Here is a 14,356-nt window from a genome sequence, read left to right on the forward strand (position 1 = left end):
ACGTCTGTGGACCAGGTCAGAGGGGCACCGCAGCACGATGGGCGCGGGCCGTGCCGAAGAGCTGGCCGAAGGAGTGCGCCCGCTTCAGCACCAGGTGCGCGTCGTGCTCCCAGGTGATCGCGATGCCGCCGTGCAACTGCACCGTCTCGGCGGCGACCGCGGTGAGGGCGTCGGAGCAGTACGCCGCCGCGACGTGCGCGAGGCGCTCGCCGTTCGCGCCGCCGCTGGACACGGCGTACGACGCCGCCCACGACGCCGAGCGGGCCATCTCGACCAGGACCAGCATGTCGGCCATCCGGTGCTTGAGCGCCTGGAAGGAGCCGATCGGCCGGCCGAACTGCACCCGCTCCTTCGAGTAGGCGACCGTCATCTCCAGCGCCCGGGCGGCCGTGCCGACCTGCAGCGCGGCGACGCCCGCGGCGCCCACCAGCGCCGCGCGTGCAGCGGCGGCTGGGCCGTCCCCGATGCGGGTGGCGGCGGCGGTGTCGACCGCGACGCGGGCGAGCCGGATCGTCTGGTCCATCGACGGTGTCCACTCGCGCGTGGTCGCCTCGGCATCGAGGAGCCACAGCCCGTCGTCGGTCGCGGCGACGAGCACGGTCGCCAGGTCGCCGTCGAGCACGTCCGCGACGGTCGTGGCGCCGGGGCTGCCACCGGTCGCGTCGACGAACGCGCCGACCTCGCCGGCGGCGAGCCGGGGGAGCAGTTCGTCCTTCGCCTCGTCGCTCGCGCCGGCCAGCAGCGCCTCGGACGTCACCAGCGACGACAGCAGGGGCGAGGGCACGAGCGAGCGGCCCATCTCCTCGAGCGCGACGAGCGACTCGAAGAGCGTGAACCCCGCGCCGCCGTGCTCCTCGGGAATGCCGAGCGCGGCGACGCCGATCTGCTCGCACAGCAGCGCCCACAGCTGCTCGTCGTAGGTCTCGACGCGCGGGTCGGCCCGCTTGGCCAGCAGCGAGCGGACGGTCGAGGCGAGCTCCTGCTGCTCCTCGGAAAGCGCGAAGTCCATCAGCGCGCCCCGAGCTGCTCGAGCAGCCGGCCGCGGTGGAAGTCGGGCGTGCCCCAGGCGGTCACGAGCGCGCGGATCCGTCCCAGCCACAGGCTCAGGTCGAACTCCTGGGTGTAGCCGATCGCGCCGTGGACCTGGAGGCCGGTGCGCGCTGCGAGGTACGCCGCGTCGCCGCACGCGACCTTCGCCGCCGAGGCATCGACCTCGCCGAGCGCGGCCCCGTGGACCAGCGGGCGGGCGAAGTCGAGGGCGATCCGGACGTCGGCGAGCGCGTGCTTGATCGCTTGGTAGGAGCCGATCTCGCGACCGAACTGCTTGCGCTGCTTGACGTAGGTGACCGAGTCCGCGAGCACCCGCTCGCCCGCACCGATCAGCTCCGCGGCGCACGCGAGCACGGCGAGGTCGAACGCCTCGCGGGACGGCTCGGCGCCGCGGACGGCGCCCGCATCGTCGACACCGTCGACGCGGAAGAGCCGCCGGGTGCGGTCGACCGAGGTCAACCGCTCGCGGACCCCGGTGACGGGCGTGCTGCCGACGTACACCTCGTCGGCGACGTCGGCGTCGAGCGCGTGCGGCACGTGCGGCAGCAGCGCGACCGTGGCGACGCCCTCGACCTCGCGGCCCAGGGCGACCGGGAGGTACGCCGCGGACTCGATCCACGGCCCGGGCACCACGTGTCGCCCCAGCGCCTCGAAGGCGATCGCGACCTCGACCGGGGTCGCATCGGTGGCCAGCGAGAGCACCCCGAGGTCGGCGAGCCGCTTCCACAACGCCAGCCCGGGGCCGGCGTCGCCGTCCGCCCAGGCCCGGGCCGCGCCGACGGTGTCGGCACCCGCGAGCAGCGACTCGAGCGCGGCGGCGAAGTCGCGCTGGTCCTCGTCGAGCACGAACCTCACTTGCGGACCTCCCGCGGCAGGCCGAGGATCCGCTCGGCGACGATGTTGCGCTGGATCTCGTTGGTGCCGGCGTAGATCGGGCCGGAGAGCGAGAAGGTGTAGCCGTCCAGCCACGGCGAGGCGACCTCGGCCTCCGGGCCGAGCAGGTCGAGCGCGGTCTCGTGCAGCGCGATGTCGAGCTCGGACCAGAAGACCTTGTTCACCGATCCCGCGGCGCCCATCTCACCGCCCGCAGCGAGCCGGGTGACCGTGCCCCACGTGTAGAGCCGGTAGGCCTGCGCCTTGACCCAGGCGTCGACCACGCGGTCCGCCGCGGCGGCCGGCGGCCGCTGGGTCGAGCGGTGGAGGTCGACGAGCCGGTCGGCGGCGGCGCAGAACCGGCCGGGGGAGCGCAGCGAGAGCCCGCGCTCGTTGCCCGCGGTCGACATCGCCACCCGCCAGCCGTCGCCCGGGGCGCCGAGGACGTCGGAGTCGGGGACGAAGACGTCCTCGAAGAACACCTCGGCGAAGCCGGCCTCCCCGTCGAGCTGCGCGATCGGCCGGACCGTGATGCCGTCCGCGTCGAGCGGGAAGAGGAAGTAGGTCAGCCCCGCGTGCCGCTGCGCCTCGGGGTCGGAGCGGAAGAGGCCGAAGCCCCAGTGTGCGAACGCCGCCCGCGAGGACCAGGTCTTCTGCCCGTTGAGCACCCATCCGCCGCGCTCGTCGTCGCGCCGCGCGGTCGAGCGCAGCGAGGCCATGTCGGAGCCCGCCTCGGGCTCGGACCAGCACTGCGCCCAGATCTTCTCGCCGGTCGCCATCGTCGGCAGGAACCGGTCCTGCTGCTCCTTCGTGCCGTGGTCGAAGATGATCGGCGCGAGCAGGAAGATGCCGTTCTGCGAGACCCGGCCGGGCGCACCAGCGCGGTAGTACTCCTCCTCGAAGACCACCCACTCGACCAGCGACGCCTCGCGGCCGGAGTACTCCCGCGGCCACGACACCACCGACCAGCGCTCCTCGGCCAGCCGCGCCTCCCACTCCTGGTGGGCCTTCCAGCCGGCCTCGGTGTCCATCGACGGCAGCGGCTCGGCCGGCACGTTGGCGGCCAGCCACTCCCGCGCCTCGGCCTGGAAGGCCAGCTCGGACTCGGACAGGGACAGGTCCATTCACTCGCTCCTGGGCTGGTCGCGGAGGTCGGTCTTGAGCACCTTGCCGGACAGGTTCCGAGGCAGCGCGTCGAGGAACGCCACGCGCCGCGGGACCTTGAAGTTGGCCAGCCGCTCCTTGCAGTACGCCGTGACGTCGTCGGCGGTGAGGGCCTCGCCCGCCGGGCCGGCCGCGCGGACGACGTACGCCGCGCCGACCTCGCCCATCCGCTCGTCCGGCACCCCGACGACCGCCACGTCCGCCACGCCCTCGAGCCGGGCGAGCACCTGCTCGACCTCGGCGGGGTAGACGTTGAAGCCGCCGGAGATGTACATGTCCTTGAGCCGGTCGGTGATCCGCAGGTTGCCGGCCTCGTCGAGCGTGCCGACGTCGCCGGTGTGCAGCCACCCGTCGGCGTCGATGGCGGCGGCCGTGGCCTCCTCGTCGTCGAGGTAGCCGAGCATCACGTAGTCGCCGCGCAGCAGCAGCTCGCCGGCCTCGCCGGGTGGGGCGTCGATGCGGGTCTCCATGCCGGGGATCGCTCGGCCGCAGGTGGTCGCGACGAGCTCCGCCGGGTCGCCGGCGCGCGCCATCGTCGCGACGACGGCCTCGGTCATGCCGAACGCGGTGACGACCTGGTCGATGCCGAGGCCGTCCGGCGCCGGCTGCCGCATCCGCTCGATGAGCACGACCGGGACGACGGCCGCGCCGGTGACGGCGAGCCGCAGCGAGGACAGGTCGCGCTGCTCGCGGCCGGGCGCGGTGAGCAACGACTGGTAGATCGTCGGCGCGCCGGGCAGGACGGTGATCCGCTCCTCCTCGACGAGCCGCATGGTCGTGTCGAGGTCGAAGGTGGCGAGGGGGTAGAGCGTCGCGCCGGTCACCAGGCCGGTGACGATGCCGACCTTGTAGCCGAAGGAGTGGAAGAACGGGTTGACCGCCAGGTAGCGGTCCTCGCCGGTCACGCCGCCGAGCTCGCCCCACGCGCGGGCGACCCCGACGGTCTGGCGGTGCGCGGACATCGCGCCCTTGCTGCGGCCGGTCGTGCCGGAGGTGAAGAGGACGTCGGCGACGTCGTCGGGGGAGACCGACCCGGCGATCGCGTCGACGTCGGCGGTGGTGACGTCGCCCGGGTCGAGGTCGGCCAGGTCGGCCAGGTCGATCGTCGCGAGCACCGAGGGGTGCTCGCCGGTCACCCGCAGGTCGGCCAGCTGGGTGCGCCCCAGGAAGCCGTCGGCGACGACCACCAGCCGCGCGGCGGTCCGCTCGACGACGTCGGCGACCTCGTGGGCGGTGTACCGGGAGTTGAGCGGCACGAGCACGCCGCCGGCGTACGACACCGCCAGGCCCGCCACGACCCAGTCGATGCTGTTCGGCGCCCACAGGCAGACCCGGTCGCCGGGGCGGAGGCCGCGGGCGACGTACGCCCGGGCCGCGCGCCGGACCCGGCCCAGCAGCTCGAGGAACGTGACGACCTCGCCGTCCTGGACGTACGCCGGGTGGTCGCCGAAGCGGTCCGCCGCCGCGCCGAGCGCGGCCGGGATCGTCTGCTCCACCGTTCACCTCCTGCCTCTCCGGGCCCCCGGAAGGGACCGATCTGCCCAACCAAGCAATTGCTTGGTACTGTAGCACTCGTGGACCTGACCTACTCGGCCGAGGACGAGGCCTTCCGTGCCGAGGTGCGGGACTTCCTCGAGGAGCACCTGCGCGGCGACTTCGCCGCGCTCAAGGGCCTCGGCGGTCCCGGTCGCGACCACGAGGCGATCGAGGAGCGGCTCGCCTGGAACCGGCACCTCGCCCAGCACGGCTGGACCTGCGTCGGCTGGCCGACCGAGCACGGCGGCCGCGGCCTGTCGCTCTCGCAGCAGGTGATCTTCCACGAGGAGTACGCCCGGTCCGACGCGCCCGCGCGGCTCAACCACCTCGGCGAGGAGCTGCTCGGCCCGACGCTGATCGCCTTCGGCACGCCCGAGCAGCAGGCCCGCTTCCTCCCGCCGATCCGCGCGGTGGAGGAGCTGTGGGCGCAGGGCTACTCCGAGCCCGGCGCCGGCTCCGACCTCGCCAACGTCCAGACCCGGGCCCGGCTCGAGGACGGTCCCACTGGGCGGGAGTGGGTCGTCGACGGGCAGAAGGTGTGGACGTCGAACGCCCACTTCTCCCAGTGGGTCTTCGTGATCGCCCGGACCGAGCCGGGCTCGCAGCGCCACGCCGGCCTCTCCTTCCTCCTCGTCCCGCTGGACCAGGAGGGCGTCGAGGTGCGGCCGATCGAGCAGCTGACCGGCGGCTCAGAGTTCAACGAGGTCTTCCTCGCCGGCGCCCGCACGGATGCGGACCTCGTCGTCGGCGAGCCCGGGCAGGGCTGGCGGGTCGCGATGGGCCTGCTCGGCTTCGAGCGCGGCGTGTCCGTGCTCGGCCAGGTCGTCGGCTTCGCCCGCGAGCTCCAGGGCGTCGTCGAGCTGGCCAAGGTCAACGGCGCGATCGACGACCCGCTGCTGCGCGACCGGCTCGCCGACCTCGCCGTCGAGCTCGAGGTGATGCGCTTCAACGCGATGCGCGGGCTCTCGGCCGTGACCGGCGGCGACGACTCCGCGGCCGGAGGGGGAGCCGCATCGATCTTCAAGCTCGTGTGGGCGGCGTGGCACAAGCGGCTCGGCGAGGTGGCGATGGACGTCCTCGGCGCCGACGGGCTGACGGCCCGCGCCGCGCCGTACGACCTCGACGAGTGGCAACGACTCTTCCTCTTCGCGCGCGCCGACTCCATCTACGGCGGCAGCGACGAGGTCCAGCGCAACATCCTGGCCGAGCGCGTGCTCGGGCTCCCGCGTGAACCGAAAGGCGTCTGAATGACCACCACCCGTCCCGAGCAGCCCGCTCCCGCCTACGTCCCCGGCCACGACCTGCTGGCCGGCAAGGTGGTCGTCGTGACCGCCGCCGCCGGCGCCGGCATCGGCGCGTCCGTGGTGCGCCGCGTGCTGGAGGAGGGCGCGAAGGCGGTCGTCTTCAGCGACACCCACGAGCGGCGGCTGGCCGAGGCCGAGGAGGCGCTGGCCGCCGAGTTCGGCGCCGACCGCGTGCGCCAGCGGGTCTGCGACGTCACCGACGAGGCGCAGGTCGCCGCGCTGCTCGACGTCGCCGACGAGCTCGGGGGCGTGGACGTCATGGTCAACAACGCCGGCCTCGGCGGCACCGCCAGCGTGCTGGAGATGACCGACGAGCAGTGGCTCCGGGTCCTCGACATCACGTTGACCGGCACCTTCCGGTGCGTCCGCGCCGCCGGCCAGCGGATGGTCGCCGCGGGGAAGAGAGGCGTCATCGTCAACAACGCCTCCGTCATCGGCTGGCGCGCCCAGGAGGGACAGGCCCACTACGCCGCCGCGAAGGCCGGCGTCATGGCGCTGACCCGCTGCTCGGCGATCGACCTGGCCCCGCACGGCATCCGCGTCAACGCGGTCAGCCCGAGCCTCGCGATGCACCCGTTCCTCGCGAAGGTGACCTCCGACGAGCTGCTCGCCGAGCTCAAGTCGAAGGAGGCGTTCGGGCGGGCCGCCGAGCCGTGGGAGGTCGCGAACGTGATGGTCTTCCTGGCCAGCGACTACGCGTCGTACATGACCGGCGAGGTCGTCGCCGTCTCCAGCCAGCAGGCGTAGGACGATCTCCCCATGACCACCGAGAGCCCGAGCCAGGCCAACGGCGCGACCGGACGCCGCCGCGAGCTGCTCGCGATCGCGGCCGAGCTCTTCGCCGACAAGGGCTTCAAGAACACCACCGTCCGCGACATCGCCGACGCCGCCGGGATCCTCTCGGGCAGCCTCTACCACCACTTCGACTCCAAGGAGTCGATGGTCGACGAGATCCTGTCGTCGTTCCAGGCCGAGCTGTTCGCGGCGTACGACGAGGTCCTGCGCAGCGACGACGACGCGCGGACCAAGATCGAGCGGGCGGTGCGGCTGTCGTTCGAGGCCATCGACCGGCACCGGCACGAGGTGGCGATCTTCCAGAACGAGGCCGACTTCCTCGGCCAGCAGGAGCGCTTCGCCTACCTCGCCGAGCGCAACGCGCAGTCCCGGGACGTGTGGATCACGCTTCTCGAGGACGGGCTGCGGTCCGGTGCGCTGCGCGCCGACCTCGACGTCGAGCTGACCTACCGCTTCATCCGCGACACCGTCTGGGTGGCCGTGCGCTGGTACCGCCCCGGCGGCAAGCTCACCCACACCGACGTCGCCGACCAGTACCTCACCATCCTCCTAGACGGGATCGCCCATGCCTGAAGCATTCATCGTCGACGCTGTCCGCACGCCGACCGGCAAGCGCGGCGGCGCGCTCGCCGGCGTCCACTCCGCCGACCTCGCGGCGCACTCGATCTCCGCGCTGGTCGACCGCACCGGCGTCGACCCGGGCGCCGTCGACGACGTCATCCTCGGCTGCTGCGACACGATCGGCTCGCAGGCCGGGGACGTCGCACGCACGGCGTGGCTCGTCGCGGGCCTGCCCGACCACGTGCCAGGCGTGACCATCGACCGGCAGTGCGGCTCCTCCCAGCAGGCGGTCCACTTCGCCGCGCAGGCGGTCATGTCCGGCACCCAGGACCTCGTGGTCGCCGGTGGGGTGCAGAACATGTCTGCCATCCCGATCTCCGCGGCGATGATCGTCGGCCAGCAGTACGGCTTCACCACGCCGTTCGCGGAGTCGCCGGGCTGGCAGAAGCGCTTCGGCGACCAGGAGGTCAGCCAGTTCCGCTCCGCCGAGATGATCGCGGAGAAGTGGGACCTGTCCCGCGAGCAGCTCGAGGCCTACGCCCTGGCCTCCCACGAGCGGGCGCTGGCCGCGATCGCCGAGGGGCGCTTCGACCGCGAGGTCGTCCCGGTGACGCTGCCCGACGGCTCGACGTTCTCGGTCGACCAGTGCCCCCGGCAGACCTCGCTGGAGAAGATGGCCTCCCTCGAGCCGCTCGCCCCCGGCGGCCGGATCACCGCCGCGGTCGCCTCGCAGATCTGCGACGCCTCCTCGGCGATGCTCATCGCCTCCGAGCAGGCCGTCGCCGACCACGGGCTCACCCCGCGCGCCCGCATCCACCACCTCTCCGTCCGCGGCGACGACCCGGTCTGGATGCTCACCGGCCCGATCCGCGCCACCCGCCACGCGCTGGAGAAGACGGGCCTCTCGGTCGACGACATCGACCTCTTCGAGTGCAACGAGGCCTTCGCCCCCGTCGTGCTCGCCTGGATGGAGGAGATCGGCGTCCCGCACGAGAAGGTCAACGTCAACGGCGGCGGCATCGCGCTCGGCCACCCCATCGGCGCCACCGGCACCCGCCTGATGACCACCCTGCTCAACGAGCTCGAGCGCACCGGCGGCCGCTACGGCCTGCAGACCATGTGCGAGGGCGGCGGCCAGGCCAACGTCACCATCCTCGAGCGGCTCTGAAGGCGGCTTTGGGGGCCGGCCGGGTCGTGAGGTTCATCGGGGCGCCGATGAACCTCACGGCTACCCGATGAAATTCCATCGGGGGACCGTCAACTTCGTCGGGGCCCCGATGAACCTGACAGCCGCCCCGAGCTAGGCCAGCACCATCCAGACCCCGACGATGCCGGGGAGGGTGCCGAGGAGCAGCCACGGGGAGAGCGGGTTCTTCCGGTGGATGGCGAGCGCGGCGGCCACGGCCATCACGCCGAACGCGCCGCCCAGCACGCACAGCCCGATCTGGGAGACGCGGTGCTCGTCGTCGATGACCAGGCCGGCGAAGACCAGGCCGATGGAGAGGTGCAGGATCGTCGTGGCGGCGAGGACCGAGAGCACGTAGCGCTGGACGATCTCGATCGGCATCCCGTCCCGCTTCCCGCCCTTGCGGCGACGCGTCGGCTGCGAGGGTCGCGGGTTGTCGGGATCCAGCAGGTGACGGGCCCGGCGGGGCGGCGGCGTGGGCGCGCTCATGGTCCCGAGGGTACGGCGGCGGGCCGGCGTGCGGCCGTGAGGGTCACCACCAGCGCGACCCACGCGACGACCGTGACCAGCGCCGAGACCGCCATGATCGTCGTGGTCGCCGCCCACACCCACTCGTGGTCGCCGAGCACCTTCACCAGCAGGGCGGTGTCGCTGTCCTCGGTGTCGCCGAAGTCGAAAGAGAACGCTCCGAAGACGAGCATCGCCACCCACATCACCAGCTGCGCCCGCGCCTGGGACCGCGTGAGCTCGCGCCGCCCGGCCGGCCCCGGCTGCTGGGTCAGCGCCAGCGCGCTCGTCACGACCAGCCCGACCAGCAGCACCGGGACGACGCTGAACAGGTAGACCAGCAGCATCCAGCCGCCGACCCCGAAAAGCATCCGGCCGCCCCACACCCACGCGACGAGCGCCAGGTTCGCCGGGATCATCCACAGCAGCACCGAGCGGGTCACGGCGCCACCCTAGGCGGCCTCGATCCACCAGGGGCTGGTGTACGCGATGCCGAGGTCGTTGCCGGGGTGGCCGTCGGGACCCGGCGTCGCGTTGCGCTCGGCCGGGTCGGCGACCCGGAGCAGCACCCAGTTGCCGTCGGCGAGGTCGAGCGGCAGCCGGAAGCGGACGACCGGGCCCACCTCGAAGTCGACGACCCGCACGACCTCCGGCACCTCGGTGCCCGGCCGCAGCACCTGGACGGTCAGCGGCCGGCCGCGCCACTCGCGGTCCCGGGCGAGGTCGAGCTCGAACGTGACCACGCCGCGACCGCGGGGGAGCCGCAGCACCGAGCCCATCCGGGAGCGTCGGCCTCCGCGCGGGGTCGCCGTGGCGTCCACCCGCAGCCCCGAGGTCCGGGTCGCGAAGAACCGCCGCGCGCGCATGGCCCGCTTCACGCCGGCCCGCGAGTGGTCGTCGACCCACAGCCCCGTGCGGCCCTTGCCCTCCGGGTGGCCCCAGTCGGTGCCGTGCTCGTCGGTCACGCCGGTGATGCCGGTGCGCCACCCCGCGCCCAGGCAGGCGACCAGCGGCGACGAGCGGCCGTCGGCGTACCCCTCGAAGAGGTAGTCGTCACCCCGGTTGAACATCTCCAGCGACACCACGCGGTCGCGCACGCGAGGGTCGTAGTGGAACTCCTGGAAGCGCAACGGCTCCCGCCCGGGGTGGTTGAAGCCCGCGAGCCCGTCCGCGCCGCCGTCGAGCACCAGCCCCGGCTTGCGCCGCAGCCAGTCGAGGAACGGCTGCATCAGACCCGCCTGCAGCACGTCGACGTAGTGCTCGGTGAACCACACGTTCATGTGGCCGAGGAGCGGCTCCGACCACTCGAAGCCGCGGATCGCGGTGAAGGCGCCGTCCTGGTTCGCGGCGTCGGCGTACGCCGCCGTGCGCGCCCAGCCGCTGCGGGTGAGGCCGCCGAGCTGCCGGTACTCCTCGGGCAGGATCCCGGCGAGCAGGTCGCCCAGCAGGTTGTCGGAGATCGTCGCGTGGTCGGTCAGCGCGGCGACGTCCAGCCCGGCGCTGCGCATCGAGTCGAACGCGAGGGCCGGGTCGCCGTCACCGTCCGAGAGCAACGTGTGGTTGTGCAGGTCGGCGTGGACCAGGCGCGTGCCGCGGGTGATCCGCGAGGTGCGCGAGGCGCCGCGGACCGCCCGCGTGCCGCTGGCGGCGATCGCCGGCGTCTCCGGGCTGAGCGCCTGGGCCATGAGCAGGCCGGCGCCGGCCGAGGCGAGGGCGGTACGCCGGGTGAACGGGCGGGTGGGTAGGTGTTGGGGCAGGGCGTGGCCGGCGGAGTGGTCGTCGCACATGACCGACCAACGCGCGCCTGCGGGCGAGGGTGACGGGCCGGGCGATGGACAGCGGGTGAACAACCGCCCCCGGCCGGTCGCTCAGACGGCGTACGACGCGGCGCGGCGCAGCTCGTCGGCGGCGCGGGTGACCACCCGGTCGACGAGCTCCTCGCAGGTCGGCAGGTCGTCGATCACGCCGACGACCTGGCCGCTGGCCAGCACGCCGGCCGTGGTGTCGCCGTCGACCAGGCCGGCCTTGAGCATCATCGGCGTGTTGGCGGCCAGGGCCATCTGGCCGAGCGTGCGGCCCTGCGCCTTGCGCATCTCGCGGCCGTCCCTGGCCAGCGCCAGCCAGCTCATGCCGGTGTCGCGCTTGAGCTCCAGGGTCCGGCGCACGGTCGGGCCGAGCCGCTTGAGCGTGCCGGTCTCTTCGAGCTCGGCGACGAGGTCGGTGCGCAGCATCCGGTGCGGCATGCCGTCGACCTTCGCGGTCACGACGGTGTCGGTGAGGCCGCGCTCGAGGTAGAGCTGCTTGACGGCGTCCGGCACCGCGCTGTCGCGGGTGAGGAGGAACCGGGTGCCCATGCCGACCCCGGCGGCGCCGTACGACAGCGCGGCGGCGAGGCCGCGGCCGTCGAAGAACCCACCGGCCGCGATCACGGGGATGTCGCTCCCCGCGCCGTGCAGGGCGTCCAGCACGGTCGGCAGCAGCAGCGTGGTCGGGACCGGGCCGGTGTGGCCGCCGCCCTCGCCGCCCTGGACCATCACCGCGTCGGCACCCCACGAGGCGACCTTGACCGCGTGCTTGGCGGCGCCGATCGACGGCATCACCACGATGCCGTGCTCCTTGAGCAGGGCGATCAGGTCCGGCTTCGGCGCGAGCGCGAACGACGCGACCTTGACGCCGTGGTCGATGAGCAGCCGGCAGCGGTCCTTCGCGTCGCCCGCGTCGGCGCGCAGGTTGACGCCGAAGGGCTGGTCGGTGCGGCCCTTGACCTCGACGATCGCCTGCTCGAGCTCGGCGAAGGTCATCGTCGCGCTGGCGAGGATCCCCAGCCCGCCGGCGTTCGCGGTGCCGCTGACCAGGCGCGGCCCGGAGACCCAGCCCATGCCGGTCTGCACGACCGGGTGGCGGACGCCGGTGAGGTCGGTGAACGGGGTGCGGATCAGCTGCTCGATCATGCTCGGGGCACCTCGCGGAAGCGCAGGCCCTTGGGGTCGAGCACCTCGCGGATGACGACCTGCTCCTCCATCGTGGGCTCGCGGGTGGTCGGCACGTCGGCGGGCACGTCGAGCTCGAACCCGGTCGCCTCGCGCACCTCCTCGACGCGCACCCCGGGGTGCACGCTCAGCAGCCGCACCGTGTCGTCGGCGCCCTTGACGTCGAGGACGGCGAGGTTGGTGACGATGCGGTGGATGTCGTTGAACCGCGCCGCGCCCGGGCCGGCCTCCTTCGCCCGCCTCGGGCCGACGCCGGAGACGATGTCGACGGCCTCGACGAAGACGCGGGGGGAGTGCTTGGGCACCCAGTACGACGTGCGGTTGTTGACCGTGTTGCCCGGCGCGCCGCGCGAGCCGAGCAGCTGGCGCTGGGGGCGGGCCCAGTCGCCGATGGCCGAGATGTTCTGGTTGCCGTGCCGGTCGACCTGGGTGGCGCCCATCATCACGTGCCGCTTGCCGTACGCCACGACGTCGAAGACCCGGCGGAACGGGATCCAGCCCTCGACCACGTCGGCCTTCGCGAACAGCGGCGGCACCCCGGCGAGGAACAGCGACTCGCCGTCGCTGATCACCAGGTCCGGGTTGGACGTCAGCTTGGCCAGGCGCACGCCGAGCATCGGCAGCATGCCCATCGGGCTGGCGAAGATCTCGCCGTCGTCGCGGAACGCGTCGGCGATCGCCGCCGCGCAGACGTCGGCGCGGGTCACGGTGCTGGCGTCGGTGCCGGCGTCGGTGCTCACTTGCCCTCCTCGGCGAACGCGGCGACGGCCGCCTGGTAGGCGTCCTCGTCACCGGACAGGAACCGCTGCTCGAAGGCCGCCCAGTCCTCGTCCGACCCGCCGGCCGCGGCGGCGTACGCCTTCTGGAACCTCTCGTCGCGCTCGTAGTCGGGCGTGCAGGTGGTGAAGTGCGCGCCGTTCAGCGTCTCGACCACGCCGCTGACCATCATCCGGCTCAGCAGCAGGCGCTGGACGGGCGTGTCGACCGTCAGGCCGGCGGTGTCGACGACCTGCTCGCAGGAGACGAACGCGCGGTCGGCGGCCATGCAGAAGAGGTCGTCGAAGTACGGGTCGGGCCCGAGGTACGTCGCGTTGCCGTGCTTGTCGGCGCGGTTCATGTGGACGAGCGCCACGTCGAGGCGGAGCGCCGGCACGGCGACCAGCTCCTCGTGGCCGTGGCCCTCGTCGTACGGGCTGGTGACCGTCCTGATCCACGGCTGGTTGACCAGCACGTCGGAGCCCAAGCCCGCCCGCATCGGCAGGAACGGCAGCCGCTCGGCCGCCGCGCGCAGGCCGGTCTGGAACATCCCCTCGTCGAGCTCGACGAGCTCGGGGATCGTGCCCTCCTGACGTGCCTTCTGGAAGCTCGGCTCCAGGGGGACCGAGTCGAGGGAGACGAACGCGAAGACGAGCTTGCGGATCCTGCCGGCGCGCGCCAGCAGGCCGACGTCGGCGCCGCCCCAGCTGACGATCGTCAGGTCCGTCAGGTCGCTGCGGAGGATCGCGCGGACCAGGGCCATCGGCTTGCGCCGCGGGCCCCAGCCGCCGATGCCGATGGTCATGCCGTCGCGCAGCTCGCCGACGACCTCGTCGATGCTCATCCGCTTGTCGCGGGGTCCCTTGCTCACTTCTTGGCTGCCTTCTCTGTCCCTGCGAACCCATCTCGGAGCTCGTCGCTGACCCCGGCGAGGTTGAGCTCGAAGGTGAAGCCCTGCTCGAACCGGTAGCTCTTGTTCACGTCGGTCGGGTCGATCCCGTTCAGCGCCTCCTTGGCCGCGCGCACGACGCGCGTGTCCTTGGCGGCGATCTCGCCGGCGACCGTCATCGCGGCGTCGTCCAGCCGGTCGCGGGGGACCGTCTGCAGGACGCTGCCGAACTGGACGAGGTCCTTCGCCGGGATGGTGCGGGCGGTGAAATAGAGGGTGCGCATCATGTGCTGCGGCACGAGCCGGGCCATGTGCGTCGCGGCGCCGAGCGCGCCCTGGTTGACCTCGGGGACGCCGAAGTAGGCGTCGTCGCTGGCCACGACGCAGTCGGCGTTGCCCACCAGGCCGACGCCGCCGCCGAGGCAGAACCCGTTGACGGCCGCGATGACCGGGACCGAGCACTCGTAGACGGCCTTGAACGCCGCGTAGCAGCCCTTGTTGGCGCCGATGAGCGCGTCGAAGCCCGTGGTGTGCTGCATCTCCTTGATGTCGACGCCCGCGTTGAAGCCGCGGCCCTCGGCGCGCAGCACGACCACGTGGGTGTCCATGTCGGCGCTCGCCTCGTCGAGCGCGGCGGCGACGTCGAACCAGCCCTGCACCGTCAGCGCGTTGACCGGTGGGTGGTCCATCGTGATGACGCGGATCCCGTCCGCGCGGAGCTCCGAGGTGGTCGGCATGTGCGCCA

The 14,356-nt window shown here is 73.0% G+C and carries 15 protein-coding genes; 4 read left to right on the forward strand and 11 right to left on the reverse strand.

The window, feature by feature from the left end; genetic code table 11:
- Window positions 1-16: 16 nt before the first annotated feature.
- Genes H7344_RS01915 through H7344_RS01930 form a run of 4 tightly spaced genes read right to left on the reverse strand, consistent with a single transcriptional unit; the run spans window position 17 to window position 4,583 of the window.
- Entirely contained in the window at window positions 17-1,009 is a 993-nt protein-coding gene (locus H7344_RS01915; RefSeq protein WP_186344308.1) for an acyl-CoA dehydrogenase family protein, read from the reverse strand.
- Window positions 1,009-1,905: an acyl-CoA dehydrogenase family protein gene (locus tag H7344_RS01920; RefSeq protein WP_186344309.1), complete on the reverse strand. Its 897-nt coding sequence runs from the start codon at window positions 1,903-1,905 to the stop codon at window positions 1,009-1,011. The genes H7344_RS01915 and H7344_RS01920 overlap by 1 nt, the downstream gene beginning before the upstream one ends.
- Window positions 1,902-3,047: an acyl-CoA dehydrogenase family protein gene (locus tag H7344_RS01925; RefSeq protein ID WP_186344310.1), complete on the reverse strand. Its 1,146-nt coding sequence runs from the start codon at window positions 3,045-3,047 to the stop codon at window positions 1,902-1,904. Before H7344_RS01925 ends, H7344_RS01920 begins: the two co-directional genes overlap by 4 nt.
- The gene (locus H7344_RS01930; RefSeq protein WP_186344311.1) at window positions 3,048-4,583 is read right to left on the reverse strand and encodes a FadD3 family acyl-CoA ligase; all 1,536 of its coding nucleotides are present in this window, start codon (window positions 4,581-4,583) and stop codon (window positions 3,048-3,050) included.
- A gap of 78 nt (window positions 4,584-4,661) precedes the next feature.
- Here H7344_RS01930 and H7344_RS01935 point away from each other — a divergent pair, with 78 nt between their 5' ends.
- The 4 genes from H7344_RS01935 to H7344_RS01950 are packed head-to-tail and all read left to right on the forward strand — an operon-like array spanning window position 4,662 to window position 8,451.
- Window positions 4,662-5,870, forward strand: coding sequence for an acyl-CoA dehydrogenase family protein (locus H7344_RS01935; protein ID WP_186344312.1), 1,209 nt, complete (start codon window positions 4,662-4,664; stop codon window positions 5,868-5,870).
- Window positions 5,871-6,674, forward strand: coding sequence for an SDR family oxidoreductase (locus H7344_RS01940; RefSeq protein ID WP_186344313.1), 804 nt, complete (start codon window positions 5,871-5,873; stop codon window positions 6,672-6,674).
- Between the two features lie 12 nt (window positions 6,675-6,686).
- Window positions 6,687-7,295: a TetR/AcrR family transcriptional regulator gene (locus tag H7344_RS01945; protein ID WP_186344314.1), complete on the forward strand. Its 609-nt coding sequence runs from the start codon at window positions 6,687-6,689 to the stop codon at window positions 7,293-7,295.
- Window positions 7,288-8,451, forward strand: coding sequence for an acetyl-CoA C-acetyltransferase (locus tag H7344_RS01950; protein WP_186344315.1), 1,164 nt, complete (start codon window positions 7,288-7,290; stop codon window positions 8,449-8,451). The genes H7344_RS01945 and H7344_RS01950 overlap by 8 nt, the downstream gene beginning before the upstream one ends.
- Window positions 8,452-8,583: 132 nt before the next feature.
- Here the strand turns inward: H7344_RS01950 and H7344_RS01955 are convergent, their stop codons facing one another.
- The 7 genes from H7344_RS01955 to H7344_RS01985 all read right to left on the reverse strand — a co-directional run bounded on the left by H7344_RS01955 (window position 8,584) and on the right by H7344_RS01985 (window position 14,348).
- Window positions 8,584-8,958: a hypothetical protein gene (locus H7344_RS01955; protein WP_186344316.1), complete on the reverse strand. Its 375-nt coding sequence runs from the start codon at window positions 8,956-8,958 to the stop codon at window positions 8,584-8,586.
- Complete coding sequence (locus H7344_RS01960; protein WP_186344317.1) at window positions 8,955-9,419, reverse strand: hypothetical protein; 465 nt, start codon at window positions 9,417-9,419, stop codon at window positions 8,955-8,957. Before H7344_RS01960 ends, H7344_RS01955 begins: the two co-directional genes overlap by 4 nt.
- 9 nt (window positions 9,420-9,428) lie before the next feature.
- The gene (locus H7344_RS01965) at window positions 9,429-10,763 is read right to left on the reverse strand and encodes a CehA/McbA family metallohydrolase (RefSeq protein WP_186344318.1); all 1,335 of its coding nucleotides are present in this window, start codon (window positions 10,761-10,763) and stop codon (window positions 9,429-9,431) included.
- A gap of 81 nt (window positions 10,764-10,844) precedes the next feature.
- On the reverse strand, window positions 10,845-11,927 hold the full coding sequence (locus H7344_RS01970; RefSeq protein ID WP_186344319.1) for an NAD(P)H-dependent flavin oxidoreductase: 1,083 nt from the start codon (window positions 11,925-11,927) through the stop codon (window positions 10,845-10,847).
- Window positions 11,924-12,706 carry a CoA-transferase subunit beta gene (locus H7344_RS01975; protein WP_186344320.1) on the reverse strand — a complete coding sequence of 261 codons (783 nt, stop codon included), beginning with the start codon at window positions 12,704-12,706 and terminating at the stop codon, window positions 11,924-11,926. The genes H7344_RS01970 and H7344_RS01975 overlap by 4 nt, the downstream gene beginning before the upstream one ends.
- Window positions 12,703-13,593: a CoA transferase subunit A gene (locus H7344_RS01980; protein WP_229706792.1), complete on the reverse strand. Its 891-nt coding sequence runs from the start codon at window positions 13,591-13,593 to the stop codon at window positions 12,703-12,705. The genes H7344_RS01975 and H7344_RS01980 overlap by 4 nt, the downstream gene beginning before the upstream one ends.
- The gene (locus tag H7344_RS01985; RefSeq protein WP_186344321.1) at window positions 13,590-14,348 is read right to left on the reverse strand and encodes an enoyl-CoA hydratase family protein; all 759 of its coding nucleotides are present in this window, start codon (window positions 14,346-14,348) and stop codon (window positions 13,590-13,592) included. The genes H7344_RS01980 and H7344_RS01985 overlap by 4 nt, the downstream gene beginning before the upstream one ends.
- Window positions 14,349-14,356 lie beyond the last annotated feature (8 nt).

This window comes from Nocardioides deserti, assembly GCF_014266025.1.
Classification (GTDB): Bacteria; Actinomycetota; Actinomycetes; order Propionibacteriales; family Nocardioidaceae; genus Nocardioides; species Nocardioides deserti.